Consider the following 17952-nt stretch of genomic DNA (forward strand, 5'->3'; position numbering starts at 1 on the left):
AGTCGGCCGGATAGGCGCTCTTGCCGATTTCGCGCGGGTGTGCAGCGCCCCTGAGCGCGGGGCGTGGCGGGCGTCTACACCGGCGGCCAGGGGATCGCCGGCCACTGGCCGCCCGGCTCGGGGTGGACGCCGGAGGCGAGCAGGGCGTCCACCCGCGCGCGGGTGGCGTCCGTCTCGGCCGGGGTGATCAGCCCGGCCAGGCGGGCGGCCAGGGCGCCGCCCTCGCCCAGGGCGTCGCGCAGCCCCTCCAGGACGCCGACCGCCTCGGCGGGCAGCGGCTCGCCCGCCCAGCCCCACAGCAGCGTGCGCAGCTTGTCCTCGACGTGGAACGTGACGCCGTGATCAATGCCGTAGAGCCGGCCGTCCGCCGTGGGCAGCAGATGGCCGCCCTTGCGGTCGGCGTTGTTGAGCACCGCGTCCAGCACGGCCAGCCGGCGCAGCCGTTCGTCGTCGGCGTGCACGAGCAGCGCGGTGCGGTCCTCACCGACCTCGGCGAAGCCGATGGCCTTCCAGCCCGGTCCGGGTTCCTCGGCGTCGACGAGCGCGAGGAGTTCGGCCTCCGGCTCGGCGTCGATCCACAGCTGGACCATGCCCTCGCCGTACGGGCCCTCGCGCAGCACGGTGGGCGGCACCAGGCCCCAGCCGGTGGCCTCGGAGACCTCGTAGGCGGCCACCTCGCGCCCGGCCAGGGTGCCGTCGGGGAAGTCCCACAGCGGGCGCTCCCCGGCGACCGGCTTGTAGACGCAGGACGCCTCCCGGCCGTCGAGCGCGACCGAGCAGAACAGCGCCGCGTTGGAGGCCTCGCGGATGCGCCCGCGCACGGTCAGCTCACCGCGCGCCAGCAGTTCGGCGGCGGCCGTCCCGGGCGTCACGCTCCGCGGCGGTATCCGTTCTGGCGCGGACATACGTGTCCTTCCGGGTCCAGGGGCAGGCTGCACAGCGGGCACGGCGGCCGCCCGGCGTTGACGACGTCGAGGGCGCGTTTGGCGAAGGCCCGCGCCTGCGTGCCGGTGAGCCGGACCCGCAGCATCGGGGGGCCGTTCTCCTCGTCCTGGAGCAGCCGCTCCTCGGCCTCGGCGAGGTCCTCCTCGGTGTCGGCGTCCAGCTCCACCAGAGCCTGCGCCTCCACGATCATCCGCTGCTCCTCGCCGTCCCAGGCGAGTGCCATGGTGCCGACCCGGAACTCCTCCTCGACGGGGGACTCCAGCGGGGCGGTGTCGGCGATCTCGGCGGGGGCCATGGCGGGCACCGGGGCGTTGCCGCCGCTGCGCCGCACCACCTCGTCGAGCAGTTCGTCCATGCGCTCGGCGAGCGCGGCGACCTGCGTCTTCTCCAGGGCCACACTGGTCACCCGGGGGCCGGCGGCGGCCTGGAGGAAGAACGTACGGCGTCCGGGCAGTCCGACCGTACCGGCCACGAAGCGGTCCGGGGGGTCGTAGAGGAACACCTGACGGGACACGTCCTGTCTCCATGGGGATCGGGGGTTGGAACTGGCTGGGGCGTCGGGGTGACGGGCCCGGGGCCGGTGGGCCGGCGCCGGACGCCTCACCCTACTGCGGCCGACGATCACGGCGCGCCCGCGCCGCCCCCGACCGGTGCGTCGCCGTCGCCGGGCTCCTCGCGGGGCGCCAGGGAGGCGAAGTCGCCGGTGTCGCCGAGGCGTACCAGGAAGGGCCGCAGCCGGGTGTAGCGGATCGCGGTGACGGAGCAGGGTTCGACCGAGATCCGCTGGAAGAGGTCGAGGTGGAGGCCGAGCGCGTCCGCGACGAGCGACTTGATGATGTCGCCGTGCGAGCACATCAGGTAGACGGCGTCGGGGCCGTGGTCGCGCTCCACGCGCGCGTTCCACTCGCGCACCGCCTCGGCGGCGCGGTGCTGCATGGCGCGCATGGACTCGCCGCCGGGGAACGCCGCCGCCGTGGGGTGCGCCTGCACGACCTCCATCAGCGGCTCGTCCTTGAGTTCGGCGAGCTTGCGGCCGGACCAGTCGCCGTAGTGGCACTCCCCGATGCGGTCGTCGGTGTGCGCGCTCAGCTCGGGCCGTGCGTCCAGAAGGGGCTGTACGGTCTCCTGGCAGCGCTGCAGCGGGCTGGTGACGACCTCGGCGACCGGCAGGCCGGCGAGCCTGCCGGGCAGTGCGGCCGCCTGCGCGGCGCCGCGCTCGTCGAGGGCGACGCCGGGCGTCCAGCCGGCGAGCAGTCCCTCGGTGTTGGCGGTGGAGCGTCCGTGCCTGACGAGGATCAACGTGGGCATGCGGCCAGGGTAGGCGTACAGGCGACTCCGGCGTCGGCCGGGTGAGAGGAGAACACGCTCCGTGATCGTGGACTGTGGCATCTACCGCGACGGGCACCGCAGGGAGGGACCGGAGGACTTCTCCGACGCCCTGGCCGAGGCGCGGGCGGCCGGCGGGTTCGTGTGGGTGGGGCTGCACGAGCCGAGCGAGGAGGAGTTCGCGCTGGTCAGCGAGGAGTTCGCGCTGCACGAGCTGGCGGTGGAGGACGCCCTCAAGGCCCACCAGCGGCCCAAGCTGGAGGTCTACGACGACTCGCTGTTCGTGGTGCTGAAGCCGGTGGGGTACGAGCCGGACAGCGACACCGTCTCGACCGGTGAGATCATGATCTTCCTGGGCGACTCGTTCGTGGTGACGGTCCGGCACGGCGAGATCGACGGGCTGACCTCCGTACGGCACCGGCTGGAGCAGGAGCCGGAGATGCTGGGCAAGGGCCCCACCGCCGTCCTGTACGCCATCGCCGACACGGTCGTCGACCACTACCTGGACGTGGCGACCGAGCTCCAGACCGACCTGGAGGAGCTGGAGGCGGAGGTCTTCTCCCCCGAGCGGGGCGGCTCGCGCAACACCGCCTCGCGGATCTACAACTTCAAGCGGCAGATCACCGAGTTCCGGCGCGCCACGGGTCCGCTGGCGCCGCCGATGTCCCGCCTCGGCGGCACCGGCCAGAGCGCCTTCGCCACCGCGGTGCCCTTCGTGGACGACGCCGCCCGGCCCTTCTTCCGTGACGTCAGCGACCACCTGACCCGCGTCAACGAGTCCGTGGAGAGCCTGGACCGGCTGGTCTCGGACATACTGTCGGCGCATCTGGCGCAGACCGGGGTCCAGCAGAACGACGACATGCGGAAGATCTCGGCGTGGGCGGCGATGGCCGCCATCCCGACGATGCTCGCCGGCATCTACGGCATGAACTTCGAGCACATGCCCGAACTGCACTGGGTGTGGGCGTATCCGGCGGTGATCGCGCTGATGGCCGTGCTGGAAGTGGTGCTGTACCGGACGTTCAAGCGGCGGGGGTGGCTGTAGCCGTAGGCGAGGTGGGCGTCCTCGTCCGCACCGCGCGGCCGTGACCGGGCGGGGCCCCGGGCGTTGTTACCGGTGTCGGCGGCCGTGGCGGGGAAGCCTCCCCCGAGCCCTCGCCACGGCCGCGGGAACGTACGCGCCTCACGCCAGGCCGGCGCGCTCCAGTGCCTCGGTGCCGGCGCGCAGGGCGGCGAGCCGCTCGTCCAGGGTGAAGCCCGCGGGGGCGAGGGTCAGCGTGGTCACGCCGGCCGCCGCGTACTCCTTCATCCGGTCGGCGATCCGGTCCACGGAGCCGAGCAGGGTGGTCCGGTCGATCAGCTCGTGCGGGACGGCGTCCGCGGCGCCCTGCTTGTCGCCGGACAGGTACTTCTCCTGGATCTCGGCGGCCGCCTGCTCATAGCCCATGCGCCGGGCGAGGCGGTTGTAGAAGTTCTGCTTCAGACTGCCCATGCCGCCGACGTAGAGCGCCGTGTAGGGGCGGAAGGTGTCGGCGAGCGTGGCCACGTCCTTGTCCTCGCCCAGGGCGAGCGGCAGGGTCGGGCAGACGTCGAAGCCGTCCATCGTCAGGCCCGCCTTCTCACGGCCGGCCCGCAGCGGCTTGATCGCGGTCTCCTCCAGGTGCTCGGCGGAGGGGAAGATCAGCAGCGCGCCGTCGGCGATCTCGCCGGTCTGCTCCAGGTTCTTGGGGCCGATGGCGGCGATGTAGAGCGGGATGTGCTCGCGCTGCGGGTGCACGGTCAGCTTGAGCGGCTTGCCGGGGCCGCCGGGCAGCGGCAGCGTCCAGTGCTCGCCGTCGTGGCTCAGCCGTTCGCGGGACATGGCCTTGCGGACGATCTCGACGTACTCGCGGGTGCGGGCCAGCGGCTTGTCGAACCTGACGCCGTACCAGCCCTCGGAGACCTGCGGCCCGGAGACGCCGAGGCCGAGGCGGAACCGGCCGCCGGACAGCGAGTCCAGCGTGGCGGCGGTCATCGCCGTCATCGCGGGCTGGCGGGCCGGGATCTGGAAGATGGCCGAGCCGACGTCGATGCGCTCGGTCTGGGCCGCGACCCAGGAGAGCACGGTGGCCGCGTCCGAGCCGTAGGCCTCGGCCGCCCAGCACACGGCGTATCCGAGCCGGTCCGCCTCCTGGGCGACGGCCAGGTTGTCCGCGTCCATCCCGGCGCCCCAGTAGCCGAGGTTGATCCCGAGCCGCATGCCGCATCCCCTTACCGATGAGTAACGTGCCTGTGCGGGAGACAGTAGCGCGGGGCGGCTCGGATGCGGCAGACCACGCGGGTGTGACGGCCGCCTCGCGGGGGCGGCGCGGGGTCGGCGCGAGGGCGTCGCGGGTTGTCCAGCGGGGGCGTCGCGGGTTGTCCACAGGGTCGGGAACTGGTCGTCCACAGGGGCGGGCGTGGGTTGTCCACAGGGTGGCCCACGCCTACCTTTCGGCCAGTAATCTCGGCGTCCATGGAGCAGAGGCATCTCGGCCGTACCGGCCTGCGCGTGTCCCGCATCGGGCTCGGCACCCTGACCTGGGGCCGGGGCACCGACGAGCACGACGCCGCTGACATGCTGAAGGCGTTCTGGGAGGCGGGCGGCACCCTCGTCGACACGGCCGACGTGTACGGCGACGGCGAGGCCGAATACCTGCTCGGGCGGCTCATGGACGGCCTGGTGCCCCGCCGCGATCTGGTCATCTCCACGAAAGCGGGCAGCGTCCCCGACCCGGACCGCCGGGTGGACGGCTCCCGCGGCCATCTGCTGGCGGCCCTGGACGCCTCCCTCGCCCGTCTCGGCACGGACCACGTGGACGTGTGGCACGTGCACGCCTACGACCCCGGGACACCGCTGGAGGAGACCCTCCATGCCCTGGACCTGGCCGTCGGCAGCGGCCGGGTGCGCTACGCCGGAGTCTCCGACTTCTGCGGCTGGCAGCTGGCCAAGGCGGCGACCTGGCAGCTCGCGGCGCCGGGCGCTCGGACCCGGCTGGCGAGCACTCAGATGGAGTACTCGCTGCTGCAACGGGGCGTCGAGCGGGAGGTGCTGCCGGCCGCGCTCGACCTGGGCGTCGGACTGCTGCCCTCCTCGCCGCTGGGCCGCGGGGTGCTGACCGGCAAGTACCGCAACGCGACGCCGTCGGACTCGCGGGGCGCCTCCGAGCAGCTGGCGCCGTTCGTCGAGCCCTATCTCGACGACGCGGCGAGCCGCATCGTGGACGCGGTGGCGACGGCGGCGGACGGGCTCGCGGTGACTCCGCTGCAGGTCGCCCTCGCCTGGGTCAGGGACCGGCCCGGCGTGACCGCGCCGGTCATCGGCCCGCGCACCGTCCAGCAGCTGACGGCGGCGTTGTCAGTGGAGGCGCTTAGTCTTCCTGACGAGATCTGCCGGGCTCTCGACGATGTGTCGGCGCCCGTGCACCGCTATCCCGATCACGACTGGAGCACGCTGTGAGCACGGAGCCGGAGACCCCGGAGACCGCGGAGAAGGCCGGGCCGGGGACCCCGGACCCGGAGGCGGGACCCGGGACGGCCCCGGAACCGGAGCACGACGCACCGGCCGGAGAGCCGGCACCGGGGGGCGAAGCGGCGGCCGGGGACGACGCGGCGCCTGCGAAGACGGCGGAGGAGGACACGGCGGCGGAGGACACGCAGGGCGGGGGCGCGGACGCCGGTTCGGTGGCCGGGGCCCGGGATGCCGACTCGGACGCGGAGGGCGCGGCGGAGGCGGACTCCGTCCGGGGCCCGGAGGCGGACGCGGAGGATGCGGAGGGCACGGACCGGGGGCTCGACTCGGGCGCGGAGGACGCGGGGGCGGGCTCCGACTCGGGCGCGGAGGGCACGGGCTCAGGCTCCAGCGCCGACGTGGAGGGCACGGGCGCGGGTTCCGACTCGGGTGCGGAGAGCACCAGTACGGGTTCCGACCCGGACGCGGAGGACACGGGTTCAGACTCCGGCGCCGACGCGGAGGGAACGGGCACGGGCTCCGACTCGGGCGCGGAGGGTGCGGCTGCGGCCGGGCTGTCCGAGGCCGCGGCCGAGTTGGCGGCGCAGCGGGCCGAGCGGGAGCGGATCGAGCGGCGGAAGGCCGAGAAGAAGGCGCCGATCGAGAGCGGGGCCAAGCTCAGCGGCCGGGCGGCCGACCTGCTCGCGGCGGTGCGCGCGGTCGAGAGCGGCGATCAGCCCGCTCAGGCGGTGTACACCCCGCCTGAGCCGGAGCCCGCGCAACGCCGGGCGGCGCCCGAGCCGGTACGGCGGCCGGGCCCGGTGACGGCCGAGGCCGCCGCCGTGCCCGCGGCCCCCGCGCCCGGGACCGTCGAGGCCGTTCACGGAGTCCTGGGCGAGGGCGGCGCCCCCGAGTCGCTGGCCCTGCCGGTCGCCGCGGCCCTCGGCGAGGGCGCGGCCGACCGGCTGCGCGCCGACCCGTGGCAGTTGCTGCACGTCACGGGTGTGCGGCCGGAACAGGCCGACGGCTTCGCCCGGGCCCTGCTCGGCGCGGAGAGCCGGCCCGACGACGAGCGGCGCGGCCGTGCCTTCACGGTCTGGCTGCTGGAGCAGGCCGCCCTCGCCGGGCACACGTCGCTGGAGGCGTCGGCGCTCACCGCCGCCCTGGCGCAGCGCGGGGTGCCCGACGCGGACGCGGCCCTGCAGAGCGCGCTCGCGGAGGGCGAGGCCCTGGTGTTCCAGGACGCCCTGGAGGAGCCGGGAGCACCGGCCGCCGCACCGAATGCCGAGGGGGACGGGGACGAGGACGAGTCCGGCGAGGAACGGCCGGTGCGGCTGCTCGTCGGCCTGGAGCGTTACGCGCTCGCCGAGGAGAGCCTGGCCGACGGACTGGGCCGCCTGATCAACTCCGCTCCCGGCGAGGACGTCCCGGCCGAGGACTGGGAGCGGGTCGCCGCTCCCGCCCGGGGGTCGGCCGGCGAGCTGGTCCGCGCGGTCTCGGGCCACGGCCTGGTGCTGCACTCGGGCGGTGCGGCGTCCCGCGCCGAACCGGCGCTGCTGCTGGCCGGGGCACGCGCCCTCGGGCTGCGTGCCTGGGCCGCCGCCCACAGTCCGCTGGGCCGGGACGACTTCGCGGAACTGGTCCGCGCGGCCGGTGCGCGGCGCGCGCCGGAGCGGGGGCGCGCACAGGGTGCGGAAGCCGGGGACCCGCAGGCCGCGGAAGCGGGGCGCGCACAGGACGGGGAGGGCGCGTCCGGCGGCGCGGAGGATGCCGCCGTCGTGACCGTGGCCGGGCTGCTGTCCGGTGCGGAGGGGCCCGGGCGGGACGCCGACGGCGCGCTGGACCTGGATCTCCTCGTCGTGCTCGACGCCCCGCAGCTGGACGTGGAGACGGCGGCCCTGCTCGTGGAGTCGCTGCCGGACGGGGCCCGGCTGGTGCTGTCCGGAGATCCGGCGGTGCTGTGGTCGGCGGGGCCCGGGCGGGTCTTCGCCGATCTGCTGGCGGCCCGGGTGTGCCCGCACGTCGCCTCGCGGGTGGCGGACCCCGGACCGCTGGGCGAGCTGGTCTCCGGCATCGGCGTCGGGGAGCTGAACCAGGTCGCCGCGCCCGGCAAGGAGTTCGTGGTCGTCCCCGTGCGCGACGCGGGCGAGGCCGTGCACCGGACGGTGCAGCTGGTCGCGGACTCGGTGCCCCGGGCGATCGGCGTGCCGGCCGAGCAGACCGTGGTGATCACCCCGGGTCATGGCGGCGCCGTGGGCACGCGCGCGCTCAACGCGGCGCTGAAGGAACGGCTCAATCCGGGCCCCGGCCGGTTCGGCGGCTTCGACCCGGGCGACCGGATCGTCCACTCCCCCGTGCCCGGCCGTGCGCTGCCGGGCCGGGTGGTGACGGCCGACGCCGAGGGACTGCACCTGTCGTGCTCGGGTGACCGCGTGGTCGTACCGAGGGAGCGGGTGGAGAGCTGTGTGCGGCACGGGTGGGCGCTGACCGCGCACCAGGCCGTGGGCGGCCGGTGGCCGGCGGCGGTCGTGGTGCTGCCGGGCGACGCGGCGCAGGCGCTCAGCCGGCCGTGGGTGTACACGGCGTTCGGCCGGGCGAGCCGCCATCTGTCCGTGGTGCACGGTGTGGAGCAGGCGCTGCCGCGGGCCGTGGCCGAGGTGCCGGCCCGGCCGCGCACCACCCGGCTGCCCCTCCTGCTGGCCGCGCAGGCGGCACAGGCGGAGGACCTGGCCCAGGCGTGAGGGGTCGGGCACCGGGCGTGCGGTGAACGGGGCGCGGTCGATGGGCCGTGCCCCGGGAACGAGGAGGGCGGCGGTCACGGGTGCACGTGCGTGCCCGTGACCGCCGCCCCTCGCGCCGTGGCGCTTCTAGCGCTCGGTCCTGTCCAGCGGCTCGATGTCGTCGTCCTCGACGAGACCGGTGACGAGGTCCTCGACGGCGTCCGCGTCGTCCGCGTCGTCCGCGTCGTCGATCTCCCCCTCGTCCTCGTCCTCGTCCTCGTCGAGGTCGTCGTCGAAGACCGTGCTGACGTCGAAGCGGCAGACCACCTGCTCCGGATCGACGTGCTCGAAGGGCTCCTCCAGCCATTCCCCGGGGTCGGGCTGTTCGTCGGAGGCGGTGACCCAGAGGGTGGAGTCGCCCTCCTCCAGGCCGAACTCCTTGTGCCGCGAGGCGATCTCGTCCGGTTCGTACTCGCCGAAGAGCGTGCCGAGCGCGCCGTGCACCGTCCCGGCGGCGCCCGCGCCGATGCCGGTGCCGGCCTCGACGTCCGCGGCCTCCACCCGCTGGGCCTGGGCCAGCAGCCGCTGGGGCTCGGCCACGGCGTAGTCGCGGCGGATCAGCACGCTGATCGCGTTCGGCTCCTCCGGACCCGTGTACGGCGGCAGCGCGTCGTCACCGGGGATCTCGAAGGGGGTGACCTCGTCGTAGCGGTCGTAGAGCAGTTCGTCGTACGCCTCCGCGGCCGCGGCAAGCTCGTTGAACGCCTCGTAGACGGCCGGGTCGTCCTCCCCCGACCGGCGTTCGACCGCGGCCAGGTGGCGGTCGAGCGCGGTCTTGACCGCCTCGGCGGCGGCGCGTACCTCGGCAGCGGTGGGCTGCGCAGCATCAGACATAGTGCAGACGCTATCCGTACCGGGCCCCAGCCCGCACAATAGATGCGATGCCGGAATACGAATTTGTCGACGTGTACGTACCGCGCGGGGTCTCCCGCAAGGACGCCACACGTCTTTTGACCGACCACGCCGAGTACGGGCACTGGGAGCTGGACCGCCTGAGTCTGCTGCACGACGGGAGCCGCAGGGTGCGGCTGCGCCGGCGGATCATCCGCCAGGTACGCGCCACGTGGTGAGCTGAGTCGAACGGCGCCGACAGCACGGCGGGCCCCGCCTTCGCGGGGCCCGCCCTGTCATGTGCACGGCGCTACGGCCGGCGTCCGGGTGGCCGAGCCGTCAGACCCGGGCCCGCGCCTTGCGGTACAGCACGGTGCCGGCCAGCAGCGCGCCCGCGCCGACGGGCAGGGCGAGGCCCATCGGCAGCTCGTTGCCGGTGTGGGCGAGTTGCGCCCCGCTGCCGGGTGTGGAGCCGGTCCGCGTACCCGGGTGGTTGACGTGCACCGCTCCGCCGGGCGTCTTGCCGCCCGTGGCGGGCGGAGTGACGGGCGTACCGGGGTGACCGGGAGTACCAGGGTTTCCGGGCGTGCCCGGGTTGCCGGGCGTACCAGGGTTGCCCGGTGTTCCGGGATTCCCCGGCGTGCCCGGGTGACCGGGCGTACCAGGGTTGCCCGGAGTCCCGGGGTTGCCCGGTGTTCCGGGCGTGCCGGGGTTGCCGGGGTTGCCCGGCGTTCCGGGCGTGCCGGGGTTGCCGGGCGGGTTCTCGTGGCCGCCGCCGGGCGGGGTGTGGCGGCCGCCGTTGGCGCAGTCGTTGCCCAGCGCGGCGTTGCCGACGCCGACCACGTCGACGGTGTTGCCGCAGACGTTCACGGGGACGTCGACCGGCACCTGGACGACGTTGCCGGAGCCGACGCCCGGCGAGTCGCTCGCGTGCCCGCCGGCGTGTGCGCCGCCGTGTCCCCCGGACGAGTCACCGCCGCCGCCGTGGTTGACGCACGTGTTTCCCACCGCCGGGTTGAGCAGCCCGACGACGTTGACGGTGTTGCCGCAGACGTTCACCGGGATGTGCACCGGCACCTGGACCGTGTTGCCGGACAGCACGCCCGGCGAGCCGGACGAGAACCCGGACGCGCCCGCGTCGGCGTGCGCCGCGCCGCTCGCGGCGGCGATCACGCCGGTGGCGGCGGCCACGGTCATCAGGCCCTTGCGGGTGACCTGTCGCATGTACTGAATCCCTGCCTTCGACTTTTTCGAATCTTCCGGAACGCGCGTGCGCGACAGGGCGGAAATGCGCCGTCGTGACCGCACGGAAAAACCGGTCGGCCCCGGAGCGCAGGGTGCGCGCTCTCGGAGCCGACGGGTTCAGACCCCCCCACGGAGTCGATGAAGTCAGACCCTCACGGGGCGGGGCACGACGTCAGTGGTTGATGCAGGTGTTGCCGAAGGCGGGGTTCAGCAGCCCGATCACCGAGATCGTGTTGCCGCAGACGTTCACCGGCACGTGCACGGGCACCTGCACGACGTTGCCGGAGGCGACACCCGGGGAGTGCAGGGCGGCACCCTGGGCGCCGGAGTCGGCGGCGGCCATACCGGCGCCCGCGAGAACCAGTCCACCGGTGGCAACCGCGGCAGCGACGACCTTCTTGATCATTATTCCTCCTCGTTGGCAAAAGCGATCTCACCTTGCCGATCGCAATACCTGTAACGAGGCTCAACCATTGGAGCTACGAGCTTATCGTCGCATTCACCCTTCTCAGTCAATCTCGTACGCGCGCCCGAATATCTGACGTTTCCTCAGGACGCGTCGATGAACCGGTCGAGCACCCGCACGCCGAACTTCAGACCGTCCACCGGGACCCGCTCGTCCACGCCGTGGAACATGCCCGCGAAGTCCAGCTCCGGCGGCAGCTTCAGCGGGGCGAAGCCGAAGCCGCGGATGCCGAGGTCGTCGAAGGACTTGGCGTCGGTGCCGCCGGAGAGCATGTAGGGGACGGCCTTGGCGGCCGGGTCCTCGGCCAGCAGCGCGGACTGCATGGCGTCCACCAGGGCGCCGTCGAAGGTGGTCTCGACGGCCTTGTCCGAGTGCACGTCCTCGCGCTTGACCCGGGGGCCGAGGATGCGGTCCAGGTCGGCCAGGAACTCCTCCTCGAAGCCGGGCAGGAACCGCCCGTCGACGTGCGCCGTGGCCTCGCCCGGAATGACGTTCACCTTGTAACCCGCGCCCAGCTGCGTGGGGTTGGCGGTGTTGCTCAGGGTCGCGCCGATGAGCTTGGCGATGCCGCCGAGCTTGGCGAGGGTGCCCTCCATGTTCTCCGGGTCCAGCTCGGTGCCGAGCGCGTCGCCCAGTTCGTCGAGGAAGGCCCGGGTGGTCTTGGTGACCCGCACCGGGAACGTGTGCCGGCCGAGGCGGGCGACCGCCTCCGACAGCTCGGTGATGGCGTTGTCCCGGTGGATCATGGAGCCGTGCCCGGCGGTGCCGGCCACGGTCAGCTTCATCCAGTGCATGCCCTTCTCGGCCGTCTGGATCAGATAGAGCCGCCGCTGCTCGCTGACCGTGAAGGAGAAGCCGCCGACCTCGCTGATCGCCTCGGTGACCCCCTCGAACAGGTCGGGGTGGTGGTCGACCAGGTGGCGGGCGCCGTAGGTGCCGCCGGCCTCCTCGTCGGCGAGGAAGGCGAGCACGATGTCCCGCGGGGGCTTGCGTCCGCTGCGCAGCCGGTCGCGCACGACCGCCAGCGTCATCGCGTCCATGTCCTTCATGTCGACCGCGCCGCGCCCCCACACGCAGCCGTCCGCGACCTCGCCGGAGAAGGGGTGGTGGGTCCAGTCGTCGGCGTTGGCCGGCACGACGTCGGTGTGGCCGTGGATCAGCAGCGCGGGCCGGGACGGGTCCTCGCCCTCGATGCGGGCCACGGTGGAGGCGCGGCCGGGGTGCGACTCGAAGATCTTCGGCTCCAGCCCCACCTCGGCGAGCTTCTCGGCGACGTACTCGGCGGCCTTGCGCTCGCCCGGGCCCGAGTGGTCGCCGTAGTTGCTGGTGTCGATCTGGATCAGCTCGCGGCAGAGGTCCACGACCTCGTCCTCGCCGGTGACGCCCCTGGCGGTGTCCGTCTCGCTCACGCTGCTTCCTCCCGCTGTGTGCTGGTGGTCCACCTCGTGTGCCGGTGGTCTCCTCATCCTCTCCCCCCGCCGGCTCCCACCCCAAGACAGGGCCCGGCCCGATACACCGCGTTCACATCGGGCGAGGGGCGGGTGCGGCGCACCGGGGTGATCGGGGCGGCTCGAAAGCCTGGTAATGTTTCCTTCGTCGCCGCGAGGGGAAACCCCGCGCGACAGACACCTTGTCCGGGTGGCGGAATGGCAGACGCGCTAGCTTGAGGTGCTAGTGCCCTTTATCGGGCGTGGGGGTTCAAGTCCCCCCTCGGACACCATCGTGAAGGCGGTACCGGCTGAGCCGGTGCCGCCTTTCGCGTGGGGAGGCGCGGGTGGTCACACGTGTGCCGGGGGCAGGTGGTCCGTGAACCAGTCGCGGGCCAGGTCCGTCACCGCTTCCAGGGCGCCGGGCTCCTCGAAGAGGTGGGTGGCGCCGGGGACGACGGTCAGGTGGTTCTCGCAGGTCAGCTGGGTTTGGGCCTGGCGGTTGAGGTCGAGGACCTGGTGGTCGGCGCCGCCGACCACCAGCAGGGTCGGGGCGGTCACCGAGGACAGCGCGGGGCTGGTCAGGTCGGGGCGGCCGCCGCGGGAGACGACGGCGGCGACGTGCGCGTCCGGCGCGGCGGCGGCCCGCAGGGCGGCGGCGGCCCCGGTGCTGGCGCCGAAGTAGCCGACGGGCAGGTTCCCGGCCTCGGGGTTCGCGCGCAGCCGGGCGGTGACGGCGGTGAGGCGCGCCGCCAGCAGCCCGATGTCGAACACCTTGGTCCGGTCGGCCGCCTCCTCCTCGGTGAGCAGGTCGCACAGGAGCGTGCCGAGACCGGCGCGGTTGAGGCCGACGGCGACGAAACGGTTGCGCGGGCTGTGCCGTCCGCTGCCGCTGCCGTGGGCGAAGACGACGATGCCGGCCGCGTCGGCGGGGACGGTCAGCCGGCCGGTCAGACGCACCGGGCCGACGGCCGCCGCCATCTCCCGGTCCACCGCCGTACGGCTCCCGCCGGAGCGCGCCCGGCGCAGACAGGCGACCACGTCGTCGTCATCGAGCTGGGTGAAGTCGTCGTAGAACTGGCCGACTGCGAAGAAGGCGGCCGGGGTCTCCAGGCTGATCAGTTCGTCGGCCTCGCCGGCCAGCCGCGCCGTCCAGTCCGGCGGCGCCACGGGCACCGCCAGCACGATCCGGGCCGCGCCCCTGGCACGCACCGTCCGGCAGGCGGCCCGGGCGGTCGAGCCGGTGGCCACCCCGTCGTCGACCAGCACCACCGTCCGCCCGGCGACGGCGACCGGCGGGCGCTCGCCCCGGTAGCGGACGGCGCGCCGTGCCAGTTCGCGGCGCTCGCGCTCCTCGACCCGGGCCAGCGCGTGGGCCGGCACCCCGGCGCGGCCCGCGACGGTGTCGTCGATCACGCGCACCCCGTCCTCGCCGATCGCCCCCATGGCCAGTTCGGGCTGCGCGGGCACCCCGAGCTTGCGTACCAGGCACAGGTCGAGCGGTGCGCCGAGCAGCGCGGCGACCTCGGCGGCGACCGGCACGCCGCCGCGGGGCAGCCCGAGCACCACCACGTCCTGTCCGCTCAGGTGGGCCAGCCGGTCGCCGAGCCGCCGGCCGGCCTGCGGGCGGTTCCTGAAGAGCACGGCCGCGACCTCACTCCCGGGGCGACCAGAGCGGGGCGGGAGGCGTCGCCTCGGGTGCTCCGACCGCCTCGATGTCGCCCGCGGCGGCGCGCAGCAGATCGCGGCCGAGTGCGATGAGGGCGCGTCCGGCGGCGAGTTCGTCGCCGATCTCGGGGACCGCCGAGTCGTAGGGGCTGCGGCGGGCCTCCGCGCAGCTCTCCAGGACGTTGTCGCCGGTGTCCAGGACGATCCGGGCCGTGGTGTCCGGGTCGTGTTCGGACAGGTACAGATTCAGCCGCCATTCCTTGACGGACAAGGGCCTGCCGTCGGCGGGTCGCGTCATCGTCCGTCCCTCCTCAGCCGTGGTCGCCGGTCACCCGGCCGCGCCGGTCACGCCGGCCTCTCGTCGTCTCCTTCCACTGTGCCTCCGCCGCGCGGGGGCGGCACCACGGCGGGCCGCGTCACGGCGGGCGGTGGCGGGCGGGTGCGGCGGCGCGGGCAGAATGGGGGCCATGACCACGCGTTCCTGCCCGTGCGGGCTGCCCGAGCCGTACGAGAAGTGCTGCGGCCGTTTCCACTCGGGGGCCGCGGCGGCGCCGACCGCGGAGGCGCTGATGCGGTCGCGGTACTGCGCCTTCGTACGCGGGGACGCGGCGTATCTGCTGCGCACCTGGCATCCGCGGACCCGGCCCGCGCGGCTGGACCTGGATCCGGGCACCCGCTGGACGGGTCTTGAGGTCCTCGCTACGACGGGCGGCTCCGCCTTCCACACCACCGGCACCGTGACGTTCCGCGCCTCCTGGCGGGGCGGCTCGCTGCACGAGCACAGCCGGTTCGAGCGGGTCGAGGGGGCCTGGGCGTACGTCGACGGGGACTTCCCCGAGTAGGGGCGGGCACGGGCGGGGCCGCCTTCGCGGCTACGGCGCCAGGATGTCCAGTTCCTGGAGCGCGCCGACCGTGATCTCGCGGGTCAGCCGCTCGGCGCGTTCGGCGTCGCGGGCGCGGACCGCCTCGGCGACCTGGACGTGCAGGGTGACGGCGGCCGGGTCGGGGTCCTCGAACATGACCTCGTGCTGGGTGCGCCCGGTCAGCACCTCCGCGACGACGTCGCCGAGGCGGGCGAACATCTCGTTGCCGGAGGCGCTGAGGATCACCCGGTGGAAGGCGACGTCGTGGCGGAGGTAGTGCTCCAGGCGGTGGCCGCGTGAGTTGGCCACCATGCCGAGGGCGCACTCGGTGAGTTCGGAGCACTGCTCGGGGGTGGCGTGGCGGGCGGCGAGTCCGGCCGCGACCGGTTCGACCGCCGAGCGCAGCACGGTCAGCGAGCGCAGCTGCCGGGTGCGGTCGGCGCCGGCCAGCCGCCAGCGGATGACCTGCGGATCGTAGACGTTCCACTCCGCGGTGGGGAGCACGGTGACGCCGACGCGGCGGCGCGACGCGACCAGGTGCATGGACTCCAGGACGCGGACCGCCTCGCGCATCACGGAGCGCGACACCTCGAAACGCTGGGCGAGTTCGTCGGTGCGCAGAACGCTGCCCGGAGGGTACTCGCCGGCGGTGATGGCGGGGCCGAGGGCGTCCAGGACGCGGCCGTGCAGCCCCCGGCCCGGAGTGGTCATGGACTCAGCGTACGGGGTGGATCACGCGACGAAAAAGTCAGACTTATATGTCACACACTCTTGAATTCGTCGTATCTAATGGGTTTCAGTGGGGCCGACGCCGGAGGTCGGCGTCGCATGTCGAGGAAGACAGCGAGGCAGTGATGCGCACCCCCCACGTCGTCGTGGTGATGGGCGTCGCCGGCACGGGCAAGACCACGATCGGTCCCCTGCTCGCCGACCGGCTCGGCGTCCCGTACGCCGAGGGCGACGACTTCCACCCGCGGGCCAACATCGACAAGATGTCGGCCGGCACCCCGCTCCAGGACGACGACCGGTGGCCGTGGCTCGACGCCATCGGCGCCTGGGCGCACGGGCGGGCGGGGCTCGGCGGGGTGGTGAGCAGCTCGGCGCTGAAGCGGTCGTACCGCGACCGGCTCCGGGCGGCGGCTCCGGACGTCATGTTCGTGCACCTGACGGGTGACCGCGCGCTCATCGAGGAGCGCATGGGGCACCGCCAGGGGCACTTCATGCCGACCGCGCTGCTGGACTCCCAGTTCGCCACGCTCCAGCCGCTGGAGGCGGACGAGCGCGGGGTGGCGGTGGACGTCGCCGGGTCTCCCGAGGAGATCACCGCGCGCGCCGTCGCCGCGCTGGACGGCCTCGACGCCGCCGCACCGCCGGCCGAGGCCGGACCGTCCCCCCGGTGACGTGACGCCTCTCCCCCACGGCCGCCGGCCGCGGCACCTCTGAACCCCACTCCTCTCCATCCCCAAGGGAACACACCCCGTGACCAGACTCAGCGTCGAGATGCTGGCAGCGGACGCGCCCCCGCCGATCACCTCGGCCGGACACGCCCAGCTCGGTATCGCCGTCCTGGTGGGCATCGCCGTCATCGTCGTGCTCATCACCAAGTTCAAGCTGCACGCCTTCCTGTCGCTGACCATCGGGTCGCTCGCGCTCGGCGCGGTCGCCGGGGCGCCCCTGGACAAGGCGATCACCAGCTTCACCACCGGGCTGGGCTCGACGGTGGCCGGTGTCGGCGTGCTGATCGCGCTGGGCGCCGTCCTCGGCAAGCTGCTGGCCGACTCCGGCGGCGCCGACCAGGTCGTGGACACGATCCTGGCGAAGGCCCAGGGCCGGGCCATGCCCTGGGCGATGGTGCTGATCGCCTCGGTGATCGGTCTGCCGCTGTTCTTCGAGGTCGGCATCGTGCTGCTGATCCCGGTGGTGCTGATGGTCGCCAAGCGGGGCAACTACTCCCTGATGCGCATCGGCATCCCGGCGCTGGCCGGTCTGTCCGTGATGCACGGCCTGATCCCGCCGCACCCCGGCCCGCTGGTCGCGATCGACGCGCTCAAGGCCAACCTGGGCGTGACGCTGGCGCTGGGCATCGTCGTGGCGATCCCCTCGGTGATCATCGCCGGTCCGCTGTTCTCCAAGGTCGCGGCCCGCTGGGTGGACGTGCCCGCCCCGGACCGCATGCTGCCGCAGCGCGCCTCCGAGCAGCTGGAGCGCCGTCCCAGCTTCGCCGCCGCGCTGTCCACGGTGCTGCTGCCGGTGGTGCTGATGCTGGCCAAGGCGCTGGTCGACATCGTCGTGGACGACCCCGCGGACCGGACGCAGCGCGTGTTCGACGTGGTCGGCTCCCCGCTGATCGCGCTGCTCGCCGCGGTGATCGTCGGCATGTTCACGCTGGGCCGGCCCGCAGGCTTCACCAAGGAGCGGATCAACTCCACCGTCGAGAAGGGCCTGATGCCCATCGCGGGCGTCATGCTCATCGTGGGCGCGGGCGGCGGCTTCAAACAGACGCTGATCGACTGCGGCGTGGGTCAGATGATCCTGGACATATCCAAGGACTGGTCGATCCCGGCGGTGCTGCTGGCCTGGCTGATCGCGGTGGTGATCCGCCTCGCGACCGGTTCGGCGACCGTGGCGACCGTCTCGGCGGCCGGTCTGATCGCCCCGCTGGCGGCCGACATGTCGACCACCCACACCGCCCTGCTGGTCCTCGCGATCGGCGCCGGCTCGCTGTTCTTCAGCCATGTCAACGACGCCGGTTTCTGGCTGGTGAAGGAGTACTTCGGGCTGGACGTGGGGCAGACCGTCAAGACCTGGTCGCTCATGGAGACGCTGCTGTCCGTGGTGGCCGGCGCACTGGTCCTGGCGCTGTCGCTGATCCTGTAGGCGTCACCGGTCCGGCGAAGGCGCCGCTCTTTCGATCCCCTTCCCGTCACCCGCT

General features: G+C 73.7%; 18 protein-coding genes and 1 tRNA gene. 8 read left to right on the plus strand and 11 right to left on the minus strand.

Annotation, left to right across the window (positions count from 1 at the left end; translation table 11 throughout):
• Nucleotides 1–74 precede the first annotated feature (74 nt).
• From ABEB07_RS13830 to ABEB07_RS13840, 3 genes are all read right to left on the minus strand, one after another.
• Nucleotides 75–905 carry an SCO1664 family protein gene (locus ABEB07_RS13830; protein WP_345668583.1) on the minus strand — a complete coding sequence of 277 codons (831 nt, stop codon included), beginning with the start codon at nucleotides 903–905 and terminating at the stop codon, nucleotides 75–77.
• Nucleotides 869–1459, minus strand: a complete 591-nt coding sequence (locus tag ABEB07_RS13835; RefSeq protein WP_164586043.1) for a DUF3090 domain-containing protein — start codon at nucleotides 1457–1459, stop codon at nucleotides 869–871. Before ABEB07_RS13835 ends, ABEB07_RS13830 begins: the two co-directional genes overlap by 37 nt.
• Before the next feature lie 107 nt (nucleotides 1460–1566).
• A complete protein-coding gene (locus ABEB07_RS13840; RefSeq protein WP_345668584.1) occupies nucleotides 1567–2253 on the minus strand; it encodes a histidine phosphatase family protein in 687 nt (228 codons plus the stop codon).
• Nucleotides 2254–2314: 61 nt separating this feature from the next.
• Here ABEB07_RS13840 and corA point away from each other — a divergent pair, with 61 nt between their 5' ends.
• Nucleotides 2315–3316, plus strand: a complete 1002-nt coding sequence (corA, locus tag ABEB07_RS13845; RefSeq protein ID WP_345668585.1) for a magnesium/cobalt transporter CorA — start codon at nucleotides 2315–2317, stop codon at nucleotides 3314–3316.
• 138 nt (nucleotides 3317–3454) lie between these two features.
• On the opposite strand, the gene ABEB07_RS13850 is transcribed toward corA, so the two are convergent.
• Complete coding sequence (locus tag ABEB07_RS13850; RefSeq protein WP_345668586.1) at nucleotides 3455–4510, minus strand: LLM class F420-dependent oxidoreductase; 1056 nt, start codon at nucleotides 4508–4510, stop codon at nucleotides 3455–3457.
• A gap of 255 nt (nucleotides 4511–4765) precedes the next feature.
• Here ABEB07_RS13850 and ABEB07_RS13855 point away from each other — a divergent pair, with 255 nt between their 5' ends.
• Entirely contained in the window at nucleotides 4766–5749 is a 984-nt protein-coding gene (locus ABEB07_RS13855; protein ID WP_176148344.1) for an aldo/keto reductase, read from the plus strand.
• The gene (locus tag ABEB07_RS13860; RefSeq protein WP_345668588.1) at nucleotides 5746–8481 is read left to right on the plus strand and encodes a helix-hairpin-helix domain-containing protein; all 2736 of its coding nucleotides are present in this window, start codon (nucleotides 5746–5748) and stop codon (nucleotides 8479–8481) included. The genes ABEB07_RS13855 and ABEB07_RS13860 overlap by 4 nt, the downstream gene beginning before the upstream one ends.
• 126 nt (nucleotides 8482–8607) lie before the next feature.
• On the opposite strand, the gene ABEB07_RS13865 is transcribed toward ABEB07_RS13860, so the two are convergent.
• Nucleotides 8608–9354: a hypothetical protein gene (locus ABEB07_RS13865; RefSeq protein WP_345668589.1), complete on the minus strand. Its 747-nt coding sequence runs from the start codon at nucleotides 9352–9354 to the stop codon at nucleotides 8608–8610.
• Between the two features lie 47 nt (nucleotides 9355–9401).
• Between ABEB07_RS13865 and ABEB07_RS13870 the strand changes: the two genes are divergently transcribed.
• Nucleotides 9402–9590 carry a DUF5703 family protein gene (locus ABEB07_RS13870; protein ID WP_164587194.1) on the plus strand — a complete coding sequence of 63 codons (189 nt, stop codon included), beginning with the start codon at nucleotides 9402–9404 and terminating at the stop codon, nucleotides 9588–9590.
• Nucleotides 9591–9690: 100 nt separating this feature from the next.
• On the opposite strand, the gene ABEB07_RS13875 is transcribed toward ABEB07_RS13870, so the two are convergent.
• The 3 genes from ABEB07_RS13875 to ABEB07_RS13885 all read right to left on the minus strand — a co-directional run bounded on the left by ABEB07_RS13875 (nucleotide 9691) and on the right by ABEB07_RS13885 (nucleotide 12471).
• Nucleotides 9691–10575 (minus strand): chaplin family protein, encoded by an 885-nt coding sequence (locus ABEB07_RS13875; protein WP_345668590.1) that lies wholly within the window; start codon nucleotides 10573–10575, stop codon nucleotides 9691–9693.
• Between the two features lie 193 nt (nucleotides 10576–10768).
• On the minus strand, nucleotides 10769–11002 hold the full coding sequence (chpH, locus tag ABEB07_RS13880) for a chaplin ChpH (RefSeq protein WP_009187766.1): 234 nt from the start codon (nucleotides 11000–11002) through the stop codon (nucleotides 10769–10771).
• Nucleotides 11003–11145: 143 nt separating this feature from the next.
• Nucleotides 11146–12471 carry a M20/M25/M40 family metallo-hydrolase gene (locus ABEB07_RS13885; RefSeq protein WP_345668591.1) on the minus strand — a complete coding sequence of 442 codons (1326 nt, stop codon included), beginning with the start codon at nucleotides 12469–12471 and terminating at the stop codon, nucleotides 11146–11148.
• A gap of 223 nt (nucleotides 12472–12694) precedes the next feature.
• On the opposite strand from ABEB07_RS13885, the gene ABEB07_RS13890 reads away from it, so the two are divergent.
• Nucleotides 12695–12782: transfer RNA gene (locus ABEB07_RS13890), tRNA-Leu, on the plus strand.
• 58 nt (nucleotides 12783–12840) lie between these two features.
• Here the strand turns inward: ABEB07_RS13890 and ABEB07_RS13895 are convergent.
• Together ABEB07_RS13895 and ABEB07_RS13900 are read right to left on the minus strand one after the other, a co-directional pair.
• Nucleotides 12841–14133: a phosphoribosyltransferase family protein gene (locus ABEB07_RS13895; RefSeq protein ID WP_345668592.1), complete on the minus strand. Its 1293-nt coding sequence runs from the start codon at nucleotides 14131–14133 to the stop codon at nucleotides 12841–12843.
• Between the two features lie 10 nt (nucleotides 14134–14143).
• Entirely contained in the window at nucleotides 14144–14455 is a 312-nt protein-coding gene (locus ABEB07_RS13900; RefSeq protein ID WP_164581994.1) for a dsRBD fold-containing protein, read from the minus strand.
• A 169-nt stretch (nucleotides 14456–14624) separates the two neighbouring features.
• On the opposite strand from ABEB07_RS13900, the gene ABEB07_RS13905 reads away from it, so the two are divergent.
• Nucleotides 14625–14999, plus strand: coding sequence for a YchJ family protein (locus tag ABEB07_RS13905; RefSeq protein ID WP_345668593.1), 375 nt, complete (start codon nucleotides 14625–14627; stop codon nucleotides 14997–14999).
• Nucleotides 15000–15029: 30 nt separating this feature from the next.
• Here ABEB07_RS13905 and ABEB07_RS13910 read toward each other — a convergent pair whose 3' ends face one another.
• Entirely contained in the window at nucleotides 15030–15731 is a 702-nt protein-coding gene (locus ABEB07_RS13910; protein ID WP_176148350.1) for a FadR/GntR family transcriptional regulator, read from the minus strand.
• A gap of 143 nt (nucleotides 15732–15874) precedes the next feature.
• On the opposite strand from ABEB07_RS13910, the gene ABEB07_RS13915 reads away from it, so the two are divergent.
• Entirely contained in the window at nucleotides 15875–16420 is a 546-nt protein-coding gene (locus ABEB07_RS13915; RefSeq protein WP_345668594.1) for a gluconokinase, read from the plus strand.
• 79 nt (nucleotides 16421–16499) lie between these two features.
• Nucleotides 16500–17897, plus strand: coding sequence for a GntP family permease (locus ABEB07_RS13920; protein WP_345668595.1), 1398 nt, complete (start codon nucleotides 16500–16502; stop codon nucleotides 17895–17897).
• Nucleotides 17898–17952 lie beyond the last annotated feature (55 nt).

It is taken from the genome of Streptomyces similanensis (assembly GCF_039543625.1).
GTDB classification, from domain to species: Bacteria; Actinomycetota; Actinomycetes; order Streptomycetales; family Streptomycetaceae; genus Streptomyces; species Streptomyces similanensis.